This is a genomic window from Kitasatospora sp. GAS1066B, assembly GCF_041262605.1.
In the GTDB taxonomy this organism is placed as follows: Bacteria; Actinomycetota; Actinomycetes; order Streptomycetales; family Streptomycetaceae; genus Kitasatospora.
The window spans coordinates 132,598-148,632 of the sequence record NZ_JBGCCO010000017.1; the positions used below are offsets into that span (position 1 = coordinate 132,598).

The 16,035-nt window shown below is 74.1% G+C and carries 13 protein-coding genes; 8 read left to right on the forward strand and 5 right to left on the reverse strand.

The window, feature by feature from the left end; genetic code table 11:
- The first annotated feature begins 7 nt into the window (after positions 1–7).
- The 5 genes from ABH937_RS20530 (at position 8) to sucB (ending at position 7,442) form a co-directional block, all read left to right on the forward strand.
- Entirely contained in the window at positions 8–1,123 is a 1,116-nt protein-coding gene (locus ABH937_RS20530) for a nicotinate-nucleotide--dimethylbenzimidazole phosphoribosyltransferase (protein WP_370219020.1), read from the forward strand.
- A gap of 67 nt (positions 1,124–1,190) precedes the next feature.
- Complete coding sequence (locus ABH937_RS20535; protein ID WP_370219021.1) at positions 1,191–1,955, forward strand: adenosylcobinamide-GDP ribazoletransferase; 765 nt, start codon at positions 1,191–1,193, stop codon at positions 1,953–1,955.
- Between the two features lie 275 nt (positions 1,956–2,230).
- Positions 2,231–3,724, forward strand: coding sequence for a leucyl aminopeptidase (locus tag ABH937_RS20540; protein WP_370219022.1), 1,494 nt, complete (start codon positions 2,231–2,233; stop codon positions 3,722–3,724).
- A gap of 476 nt (positions 3,725–4,200) precedes the next feature.
- On the forward strand, positions 4,201–5,589 hold the full coding sequence (gene lpdA, locus ABH937_RS20545) for a dihydrolipoyl dehydrogenase (RefSeq protein WP_280686924.1): 1,389 nt from the start codon (positions 4,201–4,203) through the stop codon (positions 5,587–5,589).
- Between the two features lie 74 nt (positions 5,590–5,663).
- Positions 5,664–7,442, forward strand: coding sequence for a 2-oxoglutarate dehydrogenase, E2 component, dihydrolipoamide succinyltransferase (gene sucB, locus ABH937_RS20550; RefSeq protein WP_280686923.1), 1,779 nt, complete (start codon positions 5,664–5,666; stop codon positions 7,440–7,442).
- 83 nt (positions 7,443–7,525) lie between these two features.
- On the opposite strand, the gene ABH937_RS20555 is transcribed toward sucB, so the two are convergent.
- Both ABH937_RS20555 and ABH937_RS20560 read right to left on the reverse strand, forming a co-directional pair.
- Complete coding sequence (locus ABH937_RS20555; protein ID WP_370219023.1) at positions 7,526–7,951, reverse strand: PIN domain-containing protein; 426 nt, start codon at positions 7,949–7,951, stop codon at positions 7,526–7,528.
- Positions 7,927–8,229, reverse strand: coding sequence for a hypothetical protein (locus tag ABH937_RS20560; RefSeq protein WP_370219024.1), 303 nt, complete (start codon positions 8,227–8,229; stop codon positions 7,927–7,929). The genes ABH937_RS20555 and ABH937_RS20560 overlap by 25 nt, the downstream gene beginning before the upstream one ends.
- Before the next feature lie 152 nt (positions 8,230–8,381).
- Between ABH937_RS20560 and ABH937_RS20565 the strand changes: the two genes are divergently transcribed.
- Positions 8,382–8,897: a DUF4240 domain-containing protein gene (locus ABH937_RS20565; protein ID WP_280686920.1), complete on the forward strand. Its 516-nt coding sequence runs from the start codon at positions 8,382–8,384 to the stop codon at positions 8,895–8,897.
- 4 nt (positions 8,898–8,901) lie between these two features.
- Here the strand turns inward: ABH937_RS20565 and ABH937_RS20570 are convergent, their stop codons facing one another.
- Positions 8,902–9,768: an acyl-CoA thioester hydrolase/BAAT C-terminal domain-containing protein gene (locus ABH937_RS20570; protein ID WP_370219025.1), complete on the reverse strand. Its 867-nt coding sequence runs from the start codon at positions 9,766–9,768 to the stop codon at positions 8,902–8,904.
- Positions 9,769–9,782: 14 nt separating this feature from the next.
- The gene (locus ABH937_RS20575; RefSeq protein ID WP_370219026.1) at positions 9,783–11,132 is read right to left on the reverse strand and encodes a DUF2510 domain-containing protein; all 1,350 of its coding nucleotides are present in this window, start codon (positions 11,130–11,132) and stop codon (positions 9,783–9,785) included.
- Positions 11,133–11,304: 172 nt separating this feature from the next.
- Between ABH937_RS20575 and ABH937_RS20580 the strand changes: the two genes are divergently transcribed.
- Complete coding sequence (locus ABH937_RS20580; RefSeq protein WP_370219027.1) at positions 11,305–12,210, forward strand: TIGR01777 family oxidoreductase; 906 nt, start codon at positions 11,305–11,307, stop codon at positions 12,208–12,210.
- A 218-nt stretch (positions 12,211–12,428) separates the two neighbouring features.
- The gene (locus tag ABH937_RS20585; protein WP_370219028.1) at positions 12,429–13,760 is read left to right on the forward strand and encodes an NAD(P)/FAD-dependent oxidoreductase; all 1,332 of its coding nucleotides are present in this window, start codon (positions 12,429–12,431) and stop codon (positions 13,758–13,760) included.
- A gap of 57 nt (positions 13,761–13,817) precedes the next feature.
- Here ABH937_RS20585 and ABH937_RS20590 read toward each other — a convergent pair whose 3' ends face one another.
- Positions 13,818–15,731 (reverse strand): regulator, encoded by a 1,914-nt coding sequence (locus ABH937_RS20590; RefSeq protein WP_280686915.1) that lies wholly within the window; start codon positions 15,729–15,731, stop codon positions 13,818–13,820.
- Positions 15,732–16,035 lie beyond the last annotated feature (304 nt).

A 16,035-nucleotide genomic window follows, 5' to 3' on the forward strand; every position in this document is an offset into this window, starting at 1 on the left:
CCGCACGATGGACACCACCGTGGATCTCGATTCCTTCGCCTCGCTCGTCGAGCGCCCCGACGACGCCGCCCGCCGCGCGGCCGAGGAGCGCCGGCTGGAGCTGAACACGCCGCGCGGCGGGCTCGGGCAGCTGGAGGAGCTGGGCAACTGGCTCGCCTCGGTCCAGGGCGGCACCGAGGTACGGGCGTTGAGCGCCCCCAAGGTGCTGCTCTTCGCCGGCGACCACGGCATCGCCTCGCTGGGCATCTCGGCACTGGCCGCCGGCGGCGGCACCGCCCGGCGGGTGCACGCGGTGCTGGACGGCAGTGCGCCGGTGGCCCGGCTGGCCGGCCGGTTCGGCGCCGGGCTGCGGGTGGTGGACCTCGCGGTGGACGCGCCGCTCGAGGAGTTCGACCCCGAGGTGAGCGAGTACCGGATCCGGCGCGGCTCCGGGCGGATCGACCTGGAGGACGCGGTGACCGCCGAGGAGGCCACCAGGGCCTTCGCCGTCGGCATGGCGATCGCCGACCAGGAAGCCGAACTCGGCACCGACCTGGTGCTGCTCGGCGACCTGGGCGTCGGCTCGACCACGGTGGCCGCGGTGCTGATCGGCGCGCTCTGCGGCACCGACGCGGCCGCGGTCTGCGGGCGCGGCTCGGGGATCGACGACAAGGTCTGGATGGTCAAGTGCGCGGCGATCCGGGACTCGCTGCGGCGGGCCCGGCCGGTGCTGGGCGACCAGTTGGCGCTGCTCGCGGCCACCGGCGGCGCCGACTTCGCGGCGATCACCGGGTTCCTGCTGCAGGCCGCGGTGCGCAAGCTGCCGGTGGTGCTGGACGGTGTGGTCTCGGCGGCCTGCGCGTTGATGGCGCAGCGGATCTCGTTCCGGGCCCCGGAGTGGTGGCGGGCCGCGCTGCTGACCGGCGAGCCCGCGTTGGCCAAGGCCTACGACCGGCTCACCCTGACCCCCCTGCACGACGAGCGGATCACCATGGGCGAGGGCGTCGGCGCGCTGATGGCGCTGCCGCTGCTGCAGGCGGCCTCCGACCTGCTGGCCGAGCAGCCCTTCACGCCGGCCGCTCCCGCCGCACCGCGCCCGCCGGCCAGGTTGCCCTCGGCCGCCGAACTGCTGGGCCGGCTCTGATGGACCGGCGCTGAGCAGCACCGCTGAGCCGAGCGGCACCGGGCCAGAGCTGACGGATCGTCAACCGATGGACCGTCAACTACGGCTGCCGGGGCTGCGGTTCGCCTTCGGCACGCTCTCGGTGCTGCGGGTGCGGGTGACCCGCTGGGACCGGGTGGCGGGCGGCCGGGCGATGGCGGTCGCGCCGCTGGTCGGGCTGGTGCTGGGCGCATTGGCGGCCGGGCTCGGCGCGTTGGCCTGCTGGCGCGGCGGCCCACTGCTCGGCGCGGTGGCCGCGGTAGCCGCGTCGGCCGCGCTGACCCGCGGACTCCACCTGGACGGACTGGCAGACGTCGCCGACGGACTGGGCAGCGGCAAGCCCGCCGAGGACGCGCTGCGGATCATGAAGCAGTCCGACATCGGCCCCTTCGGCGTGCTGACCCTGCTGCTCGTGCTGCTCGCCCAGATCGCCTGCCTCACCGGCCAGTTCGCACACTCCGAGTGGCGCGGCGCGCTCGCGGTGCTGACCGCCGCGATGGCCGGACGGTGCGCGCTCGCCTGGGGCTGCCTGCGCCCGGTGCCCGCCGCGCGGCCCGGCGGCCTCGGGGCGATGGTCGCCGCGAGCGTGGCGGTACCGACCGCACTGGCCGGCACCCTGCTGAGCGCCCTCGCGCTCGCCCTGCTCGGCCTGCACCCGCGCTACGCAGTAGCCCTGACGCTGAGTCAACTCGCCGCCGCCGCACTGCTGCTGCGCTGCCTGCGCCGGTTCGGCGGGGTCACCGGGGACGTGCTCGGCGCGCTGGTCGAGACGGCGGCACTGGCCGCGCTGCTGGTGCTCGCCCTGGGACCCTGACCAACCTGACGCCAGCTGTGACGCCAGTCGCGACACCGACCGCGACCTCAAGCGCGGCATAACGCCCCGTAACGGCCTTGCCGCGAACCGCGCATGGCCGGCGCGGCACCGGGCCGATGCCGCAACCGGAGGGCCGCCCGGGAGCGGCGGCATCCCACTATGCGGACTACCATGCGGTGAGCACCGTAGCCCTGCGCCGTCACGGCGGAGCATGCTGGGGCTGATGCCATACGGCAGATCCGGCCGTGGACCGCGAAAGAACAGGACGCAAATACGTGACTGCATTGTCTGTGAGCACCTCCTCCGCCGCCGCGCTGCGCGCGGATGCCTTGGTGATCGGTGTCGCGAAGGGGCCCAAGGGCCTGGTGGTGGCCTCCGGCGCGGAGGCGCTGGTCGAGGCGTTCGAGGGCAAGCTGGCCGACGTCCTCACCACTCTGGGCGCCACCGGCGGTGAGGGCGAGGCCGTCAAGCTGCCGGCCCCCGCCGGGCTCAAGGCCGGCTTCGTGCTGGCCGTCGGCCTCGGTGAGGTCGCCGAGGGCGGCTACTCGACCGAGGCGCTGCGCCGCGCGGCGGGCGTCGCCGCCCGCACCCTGGCCGGGACGAAGAAGGCCGGCCTGGCGCTGCCCGCCGAGTCGGCCGAGGAGATCGAGGCGGTCGCGCTGGGCGGCCTGCTCGGCTCCTACGACTTCACCGTCTACCGCACCACCGAGGGCGGCAAGGAGCCGGTCGGCGAGCTGATCGTGCTGACCGGGCGCAAGGGCAGCAAGGACGCGAAGGCCGCCGTCGAGCGCGCCACCGTGCTCGGCGAGGAGATGAACCGGTCCCGCGACCTGATCAACACCCCGCCGAACGACCTGAACCCCAAGTCCTTCGCGACCATCGCGCAGGGCGTGGGCAAGGACCTGGGCCTCAAGGTCGAGGTGTGGGACGAGAAGGCGCTGGCCAAGGGCGGCTTCGGCGGCATCCTGGGCGTCGGCAACGGCTCGGACAACAAGCCGCGGCTGGTCAAGATCGCCTACACCCACCCCAAGGCCAAGGCCACCCTCGCCTTCATCGGCAAGGGCATCACCTACGACTCGGGCGGCATCTCGCTCAAGCCGGCCGGCCACAACGAGACCATGAAGTGCGACATGTCCGGCGCCGCCGCCGTCTTCGCCGCCGTGGTCGCCGCCAAGCGCCTGGGCCTGGCCGTCAACGTCACCGGCTGGCTGGCGCTGGCCGAGAACATGCCCTCCGGCTCCGCCACCCGCCCCGGCGACGTGCTGCGGATGTACGGCGGCAAGACGGTCGAGGTGCTCAACACCGACGCCGAGGGCCGCCTGGTGCTGGCCGACGCGATCGTCCGGGCCGGCGAGGAGAAGCCGGACGCGATCGTCGACGTGGCCACCCTGACCGGCGCGATGATCATGGCGCTGGGCAACCGCACCTTCGGCGTGATGTCCAACTCGGACGCCTTCCGGGACCGGCTGCACGGCGTCGCCGGCCGCGCGGGCGAGCAGTCCTGGCCGATGCCGCTGCCGGCCGAGCTGCGCAAGGGCATGGACTCCCCGGTGGCCGACCTGGCCAACATGGGCGAGCGGATGGGTGGCGGCCTGACGGCCGGCATCTTCCTCAAGGAGTTCGTGGCCGACGGCATCGACTGGGCGCACCTGGACATCGCCGGCCCGGCCTACCACGAGAGCGCGCCGTACGGCTACATCCCCAAGGGCGGCACCGGCAGCGCGGTGCGCACCCTGGTGAAGCTCGCGGAGGAGACCGCGCAGGGCTGATGCCCTGAGCAGTTCCCGAAGCGGTCCGTCGAGCGGCGGGGCCCGGTGTCCGAGACACCGGGCCCCGCCGTTTTTTCGCTCGGCCGCGAGATTCTCCGCTCATTTCCCGGGAGCTACTCATTGGTAGCTCCCGAGCCCGCATTCACCTGCGTGTTCGCCCGCACGTCCGTCCACTTGTTCGCCTCCGGCGAAACTTTGTTCCACCAAGCGGAATCCCTCCCGCCGACGAGCGCCACCCGGGCCGCGGCCGGCGCTGTCAAGACCGGGTTGACCTGCGCAGACAGGCCTACCGACGGGTGTCGACCACCCTGCGGAGGCGGCCTGGGACCCCCTGCGGGGTGGGCCCGGACACCAGCCGCCGTGAACAAGTGCGAAGATGTATTTCCGGCACGACTGGGCGCCCCACAAGGGCTTCCCGCATACCGGACCAGCACCGGCCCGGACGGATCCACACCCCATGGCATGGAGGACGTGACGTGGCGAACGACGCCAGCACCGTTTTCGACGTAGTCATTCTCGGAGGCGGAAGCGGCGGCTACGCCGCGGCGCTCCGCGCCGCTCAGCTGGGCCTGAGCGTGGCCCTGATCGAGAAGGGCGAGCTGGGCGGTACCTGCCTGCACCGGGGCTGCATCCCCACCAAGGCGCTGCTGCACGCCGCCGAGATCGCCGACGAGACCAAGGAAGCCGCCGAGTTCGGCGTGCTGGCGACCTTCCAGGGCATCGACATCAACGGCGTCCACAAGTACAAGGACGACGTGGTCGCCGGCCTGTACAAGGGTCTGCAGGGCCTGGTCGCCTCCCGCAAGGTGCACTTCATCCAGGGTGAGGGCCGGCTCTCCTCGCCGACCTCGGTGGACGTCAACGGCCAGCGGGTCGAGGGTCGCCACATCGTGCTCGCCACCGGCTCCGTGCCGAAGTCGCTGCCGGGCCTGACCATCGACGGCAACCGGGTCATCTCCTCCGACCACGCCCTCAAGCTCGACCGCATCCCGCAGTCCGCCGTCATCCTCGGCGGCGGCGTGATCGGCGTCGAGTTCGCCTCGGTCTGGAAGTCCTTCGGCGTCGACGTCACCATCGTCGAGGCCCTGCCGCACCTGGTTCCGCTGGAGGACGAGAACTCCTCCAAGCTGCTGGAGCGGGCCTTCCGCAAGCGTGGCATCAAGTTCGAGCTCAAGGCCCGCTTCTCGGGCGTCGAGTACACGGAGACCGGTGTCCGGGTCTCCACCGAGAACGGCAAGCAGATCGACGCCGACCTGCTGCTGGTCGCGATCGGCCGCGGCCCGGTCTCGCAGGGCCTGGGCTACGAGGAGGCCGGGGTCGCGATGGACCGCGGCTACGTGCTGGTCGACGAGTACATGCGCACCAACGTGCCCACCATCTCCGCCGTCGGCGACCTCGCCCCGACCCTGCAGCTGGCCCACGTCGGCTTCGCCGAGGGCATCCTGGTGGCAGAGCGGCTGGCCGGCCTGCGGGCCGTGCCGATCGACTACGACGGCGTGCCGCGCGTCACCTACTCCAACCCCGAGGTCGCCTCGGTCGGCATCTCCGAGGCCAAGGCCGTGGAGCTGTACGGCAAGGAGAAGGTCGTCACGGTCAAGTACAACCTGGCCGGCAACGGCAAGAGCAAGATCCTCAAGACCGCCGGCGAGATCAAGCTCGTCCAGGTCAAGGACGGCGCCGTGGTGGGTGTCCACATGGTCGGCGCCCGGATGGGTGAGCAGGTCGGCGAGGCTCAGCTCATCTACAACTGGGAGGCGCTGCCCGCCGAGGTCGCGCAGCTCATCCACGCCCACCCGACCCAGTCCGAGGCGCTCGGCGAGGCGCACCTGGCGCTCGCCGGCAAGCCGCTGCACGCGCACGACTGATCGCTCCCGCCCCGCTTTGTTCTTCCTTTCCCTGAACTTCCTGAACGCAAGACTTGATAGGAGTCGCTGAAACCATGGCGGTCTCAGTAACGCTGCCCGCGCTGGGCGAGAGCGTGTCCGAAGGTACTGTCACCCGTTGGCTCAAGGCCGAGGGCGAGCGAGTGGAGGTCGACGAGCCGCTGCTCGAGGTCTCGACCGACAAGGTCGACACCGAGATCCCCGCGCCGGCCTCCGGCATCCTCGCGTCGATCAAGGTCGCCGAGGACGAGACGGTCGAGGTGGGCGCCGAGCTGGCGATCATCGACGACGGCTCGGGCGCCCCGGTCGCGGCCGCCGCTCCGGCTGCCGCCGCGCCGGCCCCGGTCGCCGCGCCGGCCGCCCCGGCCCCGGTCGTCGAGGCTCCGGCCCCGGTCGCCGCTGCCCCCGCCGCGCCGGCTCCCGTGGCCGCCCCGGCTGCTCCGGCCGCCGACGCGACCCCGGTGCTGCTGCCCGCGCTGGGCGAGTCGGTCACCGAGGGCACCGTCACTCGCTGGCTCAAGGCCGAGGGTGAGACCGTCGAGGTCGACGAGCCGCTGCTCGAGGTCTCGACCGACAAGGTCGACACCGAGATCCCGTCGCCGGTCGCCGGTGTCGTGGTGAAGATCCTGGTCGGCGAGGACGAGACCGCCGAGGTCGGCGCCCAGCTCGCGCTGATCGGCGCGGCGGGTGCGGCTGTGGCCGCGCCGGCTCCCGTCGCCGCGCCGGCTCCGGTGGCTGTTCCGGTAGCCGCGCCCGCGCCGGCTGCTCCGGTGGCTGCCCCGGTTGCCCCGGCCCCGGTGGCCGCTGCTCCGGCTCCGGTCGCTGTCGCCCCCGCTGCCCCGGCTCCCGTGGCCGCGCCGGCTCCGGTCGCGGCTGCCCCGGTCGCCGCCGCGCCGGTGGCCGACGCCGGTGACGCCTACGTCACCCCGCTGGTGCGCAAGCTCGCCGCCGAGCACGGTGTCGCGCTCTCCGCCGTCACCGGCTCCGGTGTCGGCGGTCGGATCCGCAAGCAGGACGTCATCGCCGCCGCCGAGGCCGCTGCTGCCGCCGCCGCTGCTCCGGTCGCCGCCACCCCGGCCGCCGCGCCGAAGGCCGCTGCCGCCGCGCCGTCCCCGCTGCGCGGCCAGACGGTCAAGATGACCCGGATGCGCAAGGTCATCGGCGACAACATGCTGAAGGCCCTGCACGAGCAGGCTCAGCTGACCAGCGTGGTCGAGGTGGATGTCACCAAGGTCATGAAGCTGCGTGGCAAGGCCAAGGACGCCTTCCTCGCCCGCGAGGGCGTGAAGCTGTCCCCGATGCCGTTCTTCGTCAAGGCCGCCGCCCAGGCGCTGAAGAGCCACCCGTCGATCAACGCCCGGATCAACGAGGCCGAGGGCACCATCACCTACTTCGACACCGAGAACATCGGTATCGCGGTGGACTCCGAGAAGGGTCTGATGACCCCGGTCATCAAGGGAGCGGGCGACCTCAACCTCGCCGGCATCTCCAAGAAGACCGCGGAGCTGGCCAGCAAGGTGCGCGGCAACAAGATCACCCCGGACGAGCTGTCCGGCGCCACCTTCACCATCAGCAACACCGGCTCGCGCGGTGCGCTGTTCGACACCGTCATCGTGCCGCCGAACCAGGTCGCCATCCTGGGCATCGGCGCGACGGTCAAGCGCCCCGTGGTCATCGAGACCGAGGAGGGCACCGTCATCGGCGTCCGCGACATGACCTACCTGTCGCTCTCCTACGACCACCGCCTGGTGGACGGCGCCGACGCCGCCCGCTACCTGGTCGCCGTCAAGGAGATCCTGGAGTCCGGCGAGTTCGAGGTCGAGCTCGGCCTGTAAGGCCGCTGGTCGGATTGACTGTTGAGCCCCGGTCCGCTTCTGCGGGCCGGGGCTCGATCGCGTCCGGGATCGGCGACGGTGGCTCAGGCCTGGACGACCGTGACCCGGGGCTCGTCGGCGCAGAAGCGGCGCAGGTCGTCGACATCGCTGGTGAGAACGGCGACGGGGCCGGGTCGATGCAGCGCTGTGGCGGCAACAACGGCGTCGGTGGCGTACTTGTGGCCGTGCAATCCATGCTCCCGAAGCAGATCGGTGGCCCTCAGAGCGATCGCCTCGGTCACCGGCTGGATGGCGAGCCGGGACAGGACGTACGACAACCACTGCCTGGACACTCTGTCGTGGTAAGCCTCCGGAACAGTCATCGCGCTGACCACGACGGCGGTGTTCTTTCTGACCGCCATCGCCAGGTCCGCGAGAGCCGAGGGCTGCCTGCTCAGCAGGCGGGACAGCCCCTCACTGTCCAGCACCCAGGTTCCGGGCATGTCTACCGTCCGAACGCTTCGTGCCACCGGTCCTCGGCCTGTCGCATCAGGTCGTCCGGGATCGGTCCGTTCTCGGCCTCATACGCATCCGCGATCTCGCCGAGCTTCATCATCGCGATCCGGTGCGCTGCGGCCTCCGCCACGAAGCGGCTGAACTCACGCTTACCGACCCTGGCTCGGATGTCGCTGACCAGATCGTCAGGCATGGAGACGCTGACCTTGATGGCATGCCCCACGGGCTCTGTGACTCTCGGCGCGAACTCCTCCGCCTCAACCGATTCGGGCGCTGCGCTGGACTTCACCATGCGTTGTGCTCCCATGCTCCGGACCGTACTACCCCGAGTATCAATCCCCTCCCCCACTTCCACCAGCTTCACCCCTTCCAGCGAGCGCGCGCCCCTCTCCTACGGCGCGTAGGCATGCATCCGGGCCCTCGAACAGGGATGCTGGAGCGGTGATGTACGAGACGGACTTCTGGCAGATCATCGACGAGACCCGCGACGCCGCCGACGGGGACCCGGACGATCAGGCCGACCTGCTGGTGGAACGGCTCGTGCAACTGACGCCGGATGAGGTGATCGACTTCGCGAGGCTGTTCGAGGCGCGGTTCCAGCGGGCGTACACCCGGGAGCTGTGGGGGGCGGCGCGGCTGCTGCTGGGTGAGGTGTCGGAGGACTCCTTCGACTACTTCCGGTGCTGGCTGATCGCGCAGGGGCGGGAGGTGTTCGAGGGGGCGGTGCACCACCCGGACGACCTGGCGGACCTGGTGCCGGACTTCGACGAGGACGAGGACGGCGATGCCGAGGAGTTCGGGTACGCCGCCGACGAGGCGCACGAGCAGCTGACCGGGCTGCCGCTGCCGGACCTGGGCAACAACCAGCCGCGACAGCCGGAGGGCGCGCCGTTCGACGACCGCGACCCGGCCGTGCTGGCGAAACGGTTCCCCAAGTTGTGGGAGATCTACGGGGATTAGGGCCTCAGCCACGCAGCAGGCGGAGGATCTCGGGCCAGGCGCGGGCGCCGAGTTCGGCGTCGGCCTCGGGTGTGCCGCCGTGGCGGTGCAGGGGTGACGGGGGCAGCGGGGTCTCGCCGGGGAGCCGGACGCGGTGGCCGGCCCCGTCGTGGCTGATCAGCGTGGCCTTGCGGGCCCGGGCGGCGAGGGCGCGGGCGTGGTCGAGCGCCGGCCACATCTCGTCGTCGCCCCCGGCCACCAGCAGCACCTCGGCGTCGGTCCGCTCGATCGGGATCGTGGCGAGCCCGGCCGCCTCGGCGAAGGTGCGGCGGCTGCGCTGGTAGTGCGAGCGGAAGGCGACCGGGGCGCCCTCGGGCTCGGCCCGTTGCCAGGTGTCGTCGTACGGGACGAACGGGAGCGGGACGCCCTGCCAGGACCAGCTCGAACGGTAGGGCGCGGTCACGCCGTCCGCGCCCGGACCGACGTTGGCCCAGACCAGGTCCGTGGGCGCGAGCGCGACCACGGCGTCCACCCGGGGATCGCGCAGCGCCAGCAGCAGCGCGGCCTCGGCGCCCTTGGAGGTGCCGAGCACGCCGATCCGCTCGGCGCCGTCGGCGCGCAGCCGGTCGATCGCGCGGGCGAAGGTCTCCAACGGGATCTCGCAGATGCCGGCCGGCTGCCCCGGGCCGCCGAACCAGCGGATCGACAGCGCCATCAGGCCGGCGCGGGCCAGCAGGCGGCAGCGGTCCGTCTCGATCCGGCCGCTGGAGCCGGCCAGCACCAGGACGCCGGCCCTGCTGCCCGCTGCGGGAGCGCAGCGCACGCCCTCGACCGGGTCGGCCAGCTGCTGTTCGACGATCTCGACGGACTCGACGGACTCGACGGGCTGCATACGGGTCCTCCGGATCAGGTCGCGTTGCGCGGCAGGGCGGCGGACGAGGTCGTGGGGGCGGCCGACGGGGTGGCGGGGCCGCCGGGCGGCAGGTCGGCGGCGCGGATGCCGGCGGCGATCTGGTCCAGCACGGCGGGCGCCGGGGCCTGCGGGTCGTCGTCCACCGAGCCGACCAGGGTGGTGAACCCGCCGCCGGGCGCCGGCAGCGCGATCAGCAGCAGGAAGCCGGGGCCTGCCTGTTGCGGCACCACGTGCCAGCGGACGGCGAACCCGGTGAGGCCCGCCACGCTGATCGGGCCGCTGGTCAGCTCCTGGTGCGTGCCGAGCGGACCGAAGAGCTGGGGGGCGTAGCCGGCCATGGTCTGGCGGGCCACCGTCTCGGCGTCGGGGCCGGGCGCCGGGTTGCTGTCGATCGTGAAGTTGCCGCGTACGCAGCCGCCGGGGGTGGCGCACTGGTAGGGACCGGTGACCAGCAGGGCGGCGGTCGAGGCGTCGTGGTCGGCGGAATCCCAGCCGGCGAGGAGCGGGACGCTCCAGTTGTGCACGGCGTCCTGGACACTGCCGCCGTCCGGCGAGAGCGGGGACTTGCTCTGCGGCGCCGAACCCGGGGAGGAGCCGGAGCCGGCGGACGAGCCCGGGGCCGGGGCCGGGGAGGAGCCCGGGGCCGGGGCGGCGGAGCCGGTCGGGGCGCCCGCACCGGGCCGCGGCTGCGGCTGGGGCAGGCCGGGAGCGGCGACCCCGGGCCGGCCGGCGGTCTGCGTCGATCCCCTGACCAGCGAGATGGACACCCCGGCCACGACCACGATCAGCGCGAGCGCACCCGTCAACAGGCCGAGGACCAGCCCGGTGCGCTTGACCGGCGCGGACGCGGCGGGCGGCACGGGTGGTGCCGACGGGTACGGGAGCGGACCGGCCGTGGGGTAGGCGGGCAGCGGGTAGGCGTGGGGCGAGAGCGGGGGCGCCTGCGGCACCGGCCCCGCGGCGGGCACAGGCACGGGCACGGGCGGCGGCGGGGTCATCGGTGGCGGCGCGAGCGCGGCCGCCGGGATGCCGTAGCCGACCGGGGACTCGGGCTCGGGGATGGCCGGGTGACCGTACGCCGGTGAGGCGTCGGAGAGCGACATGGCGGGCTCCGACGGCCCGGCTGCGACCAGCCGTCCGAACGGCGGCGGGACGCTGGGCGGCGCGGACGGCTGCGGCGCGGGCGCCTGCCCGACGGCACCGAGCGTGGCGGCAACAGCCGCTGCCAGCGGGCGGCTCCTGGCGGTCCAGCCGGAGCCGTCCCAGAAGCGCTCGTGCGCGCCTTCGGTGCCCGGGGCGGGCTCCGGGTCGGGGTACCAGCCGGGAGGAGTGGAGTTGCTCACCGCCGTACCGTATCGGGCCCGATGAGGGTACGTCAGCGGTGCCCTGACCAGCCCGGCATCCCGGCCGGGCAGCTCGAGCACGTCCGAGCCCGGCGCCGCACCCGGCCTCCCCCGCCTGGCGTCCTGGCGGGTTGGGCACCACCGTGGCTGCCCCGCCTGCCAGGATGACCGCATGCGTATCGCTGTCACCGGTTCCTCGGGCCTGATCGGCTCCGCCCTCGTCCGCTCCCTGCTGGCCGACGGCCACCAGGTGGTCCGGCTGGTCCGGCACCGTAGCGCGCTCGGTCCACGCCCGGACGGCTCGGTGGCGATCGGCTGGAACCCCGAGCGCGGCGAGGTCGACCGGGCCGGTCTGGACGGGGTGCACGCGGTGGTGCACCTGGCGGGTGCCGGGGTCGCCGACCACCGGTGGACACCGGCGTACAAGCAGGCGATCCACGACAGCCGGGTGCTCGGCACCCGGACCCTGGCCGCGGTGCTGCCGACGCTGGACGCACCGCCCGGCGTGCTGGTCAGCGCCTCGGCGGTGGGCTACTACGGGCAGACCGGGGCCCGGGTGATCGACGAGACGGCGCCGGCCGGCGACGACTTCCTGGCCGAGGTCTGCGTGGCGTGGGAGGGCGCGGCCCGCCCGGCCGCCGAGGCCGGGATCCGGGTGGTGCACCCGCGCACCGGGCTGGTGCTGACCGCGGCAGGCGGGGCGGGCGCCCGGCTGTTCCCGCTGTTCAAGCTGGGACTGGGCGGGCGGCTCGGCTCGGGTGAGCAGTACTGGAGCTTCATCTCGCTGACGGACCAGATCGCCGCGCTGCGCTTCCTGGTCGAGAACCCCGAGCTGAACGGCCCGGTCAACCTCAGCGCGCCCGAGCCGGTCACCAACGCCGAGCTGACGGCGGCGCTCGGGCGGGTGCTGCGCCGGCCCACGCGGTTCCCGGTGCCGCGGTTCGCGCTGAAGCTGGCGCTGGGCGAGATGGCGGTGGAGGTGGTGGGCAGCCACCGGGTGGTGCCGGCGAAGCTGCTGGCGGCCGGGTTCGACTTCACCCACCCGGGGGTGGACGCGGCGGTGCGCGCCGCGCTCTGAGCCACCCGGGGAGCAAGCGCCCAGGGGCGCACGCGACGGCGCACGGCGCGCATGCGTGCCCCCTGGGCGTGCCACCGGCGCGGTGCGGCGCCCACCGATTCGAGCGAATGCCCTTGCCTGATCAAGCTACTGACGGGGCATCACCCGTTCGAACCGTCCCGGCACGCTCCGCAGCCGGCCGCCGGCCGGAGCTCCGGGACCAGGGAGGGAGCTCGCCCGTGACCCCACACGACATCACCCGCCGCAGCCGCGCCGACGACCCCGACGTGGTCGTGGTCGGCGCGGGGCTGGCCGGCCTGGCCGCCGCCCGGTCGCTGGCCTCCGCCGGACTGCAGGTCCAGGTACTGGAGGCGACCGAGCGGATCGGCGGCCGGATGGCCGGTCAGCAGCTGGACGGCTACCGGCTGGACCACGGCGGTCAACTGCTCAACACCGGTTTCCCCGAGCTGGTCCGCCGGCTCGACCTGGACGGCCTGGCGCTGTGTCGGCTGGCCCCCGGGGTACTGGTGCACAGCGGCGGCCGCCGCTACCGGGTCGGCGATCCGCAGCTGCCGACCGCCCGGCAGGCCGCCACCCGGTCGCCGCTCGGCAGCCCGCTGGAGAAGGCCCGCCTCGGCGCCAGCCTGAGCCGGCTGGCGGCCACCCCGGTGCCCAGACTGCTGGCCCGTCCCGAGACCAGCACCGCCCGCGCGCTGGCCGAGCGCGCACTGCCCGCCAAGGTGGTGGACGGCTTCCTGCGTCCGTTGCTCACCGCCCTGCTGAGCGATCCGGCACTCGGCACCAGCAGCCGGATCGCCGATCTGGTGCTGCGCGGCTACGCGCGCGGCCGGCTCGCACTGCCCGCCGCCGGCACCGCCGCGGTGCCCGGCCAGTTGGCCGACTCGCTACCGCCCGGCACGGTGCGGCTCGGCGTGCGGGTGACCGCGATCGGCGCGGACGCGGTGTGGACCGCGGAGCACGGCCGCCTCGGCGCCCGCGCGGTGGTGCTGGCCACCGACGCCCGGTCGGCGGTCGAGCTGCTGCCGGGCCTGCGGCTACCCGACTTCCACCCGGTGACGACGTACTTCCACACCACCGCCGGCACGCCGCTGAACGAGGCGGTGCTGCTGCTCGACGCCGACCGGGACCAGGGTCCGGCGCCGGTCTCGCACTCGCTGATCCTCAGTCAGGTGCACGAGTCCTACGCCCCGGCGGACCGCTCGCTGGTGGCCACCACGGTGCTCGGTCGGCGCGCCTTCGGCTCCGGCGGGCCCGCCGCCCTGGAGCCCGCGGTGCGCGAGCGGCTGGGGCGGCTGTACGGGGTGGCAGCGCGCGAATGGGAGTTCCTGAGCGTGCGTCACCTGCCGGACGCGGTACCGGCGATGCCGCCGCCGCACAACTTCCGCCGCCCGGTGCGGGTGCTGGCCGGACTCTACGTCTGCGGGGACCACCGGGACACCAGCAGCGCGCAGGGGGCGCTGGTCTCGGGACGCCGGGCGGCCGAGGCGGTACTGCGCGACCTGGGCGTGCCCCGCACGGCGGAGCTCGACCAGCCGCGCGCTGCGGCCTGACGGACGGCCGGGGGCGGGGTGCCGATTCCCGCCCCCGGCCACGCTGCGGGCAACCGCTCAGAGCACCCCCGCCTGCCGCGCCGCCTCCTCGAAGGCGCGGGCCGCCGCGCTGCTCCGGTACGGGGCGAGCCGGCGGTGGAAGTCGCGCAGGTACTCCACCGTGCGGGCCGAGCGCATCTCGCCCGCCGCGCGCAGCGCCTCGGTGGCCAGCGCGCAGGACTCGTCCACGTCGCCCATGCCGAGCCGGGCGGCGGCCAGCACGATCCGGCAGAAGACCCGGCTGCGCGCGTAGGCGGCGCCGCGCAGCCGCAGCGACTTCTCGGCGTGCTGGGCGGCCGGGCGCCACTGCTGCAGGTCGCGGTAGCAGTGGGCGAACTCGTCGGCCAGCTGCGCCTCGTCGAAGAACCGGGCCCAGGAGGGCAGTTCGTCACCGCTGCGGGCCAGCGCGAGCGCGCGTTCGGAGCGGACCAGCGCCGTGGTGCAGGAGCGGACGTCGCCGAGCACCCCGTGCCCGCGCGCCTCGGCGGCGTGCATCAGCGACTGGACGGTGGCGGGCGCCGCCGTGCCGACGCCCTGCTGGGCCACCCTGGCCAGCTGGACCGCCTCCCGGCCGTGGCCGAGGTGGACCGCCTGCTGGCTCATGGTGATCAGCACGTAGCCGCCGAGCACCCGGTCGCCCGCCGCCTGGGAGAGCCGCAGCGCCTGGACGAAGTAGCGCTGCGCCAGGCCGTGCGCGGCGATGTCGAAGGAGGTCCAGCCGGCCAGCCTGGTGAGGTCGGCGACCGCCGCGAAGAGCGCCCGGCCGATCTGCTCGCCGTAGCGGCCGCGCAGCATCGGCTCGGCCTCGCTCTCCAGGTAGCGCACCAGGGCCTGCCGGGCGTGGCCGCCGCCGTAGGCGTTGTCCAGCGCCCGGAACAGGTCGCCGACCGCCCGGACGGCGGCGATGTCGCCGCGCCCGACCCGCAGGCCGGCCCGGCTCCCCCGGGCGCTCGGGTCGGCGGTGGGGCCGCTCTGCGCGGGCAGCGTCGCGGTTCTGGTCCCGGAGACCAGCGGCCGGCGGGCCTGCGAGGGCACCCGCCCGGCCGCCGTGCCGCGGCCACCGGGGCCGGCGCCGGCCCGGGGCGGCTGGTCGCCGTGCTCCGCCGTCGGGTCGAGCCGGGCGAGCGGTCCGTCCGGCCCCGAGACGTAGATCCCGGCCGAGCCGTCCCGGGCCACCTGCTCGTCGCTGCGCCCGATCAGCCAGTCGCGGCTGGGCACCACCAGGCCGGCCGGGGTGAAGGCGATCCGGCGCAGCTCGGACTGCGGGCCGGTGTCCTTGCGCCACATGCTGGCGACGATGTCCACGGCCTCCTGCGGGGTCTCGGCGAACTCCAGGCCCGCGTAGACCGGGGCGCAGGCGTCCAGCCCGATGTCCTGGGCGGAGAGCCGGCGGCCGAGCCGGCGGGTGAAGACCTCGGCGATCAGCGCCGGGGTGGCGCCGCGCGGCTGCTGACCACGTAGCCAGCGGGTCACCGAGGTCTTGTCGTAGCGCAGGTCGAGCCCGTGCTCCAGGCCGAGCTGGTCGACCCGGCGGGCCAGGCCGGCGTGCGAGAAGCCGGCCTCCTCGATCAGCGCGGCGAGCAGCGGATTCTGCGCGCGGCTCGCCTCGGTGCGGGCGGCGCCGTCCTCGTCCGTGCCGAGGTCCGCGCCGAGCGGCAGGCCGCCCGGGGCGCGGTCGTGCTCCTCGGCGGCGGTCTCGCCGTCGCCCGGGCCGTGGTGGAGCCGGTCGGTGCCGGGGTGGAGCTCGTCGACACCGTGGTGGAGGTCGTCGGGGGCGTGCACCCGGCGTTCCAGCAGCGGTGTGTCGTCGTGGCGTTGCCCGGGCAGGGCGGCCGTACCTGGACGGTCCGGCTCGCCATGGCGTTCGTGCGGGTCCAGTGGGTCGAGCGGACCGTAGGCCGGACTGTCGTCGGTTGCAGGCCGTTGGGGCATGTCAGTCAACACCTCTCGAACGCCGCGGTCCGGCCCCCCGGTGCCTTGCGCGACGCCCCTGTCGGGAATCGGCGTGAATGTAGCGAGCATTCGGGCGCTATGGGCGGATCTGCGCGGGCAGTCCTCCGAACGGGTGACGGACGGGCGCCCGTTCTGAGGAAGGTGCGGCGCTCGGGGTTTGAAGCGCGCGTACCCTTTGCGCCCCCGTCCGCCAGGGGCCGACGCGGGCGGCTTCGGACGGGTGAGCGAGCGGGCGTACAGTGGCGAGGTTGGTCGCGAACACCTGGGCAAGGAGCAGCGGTGA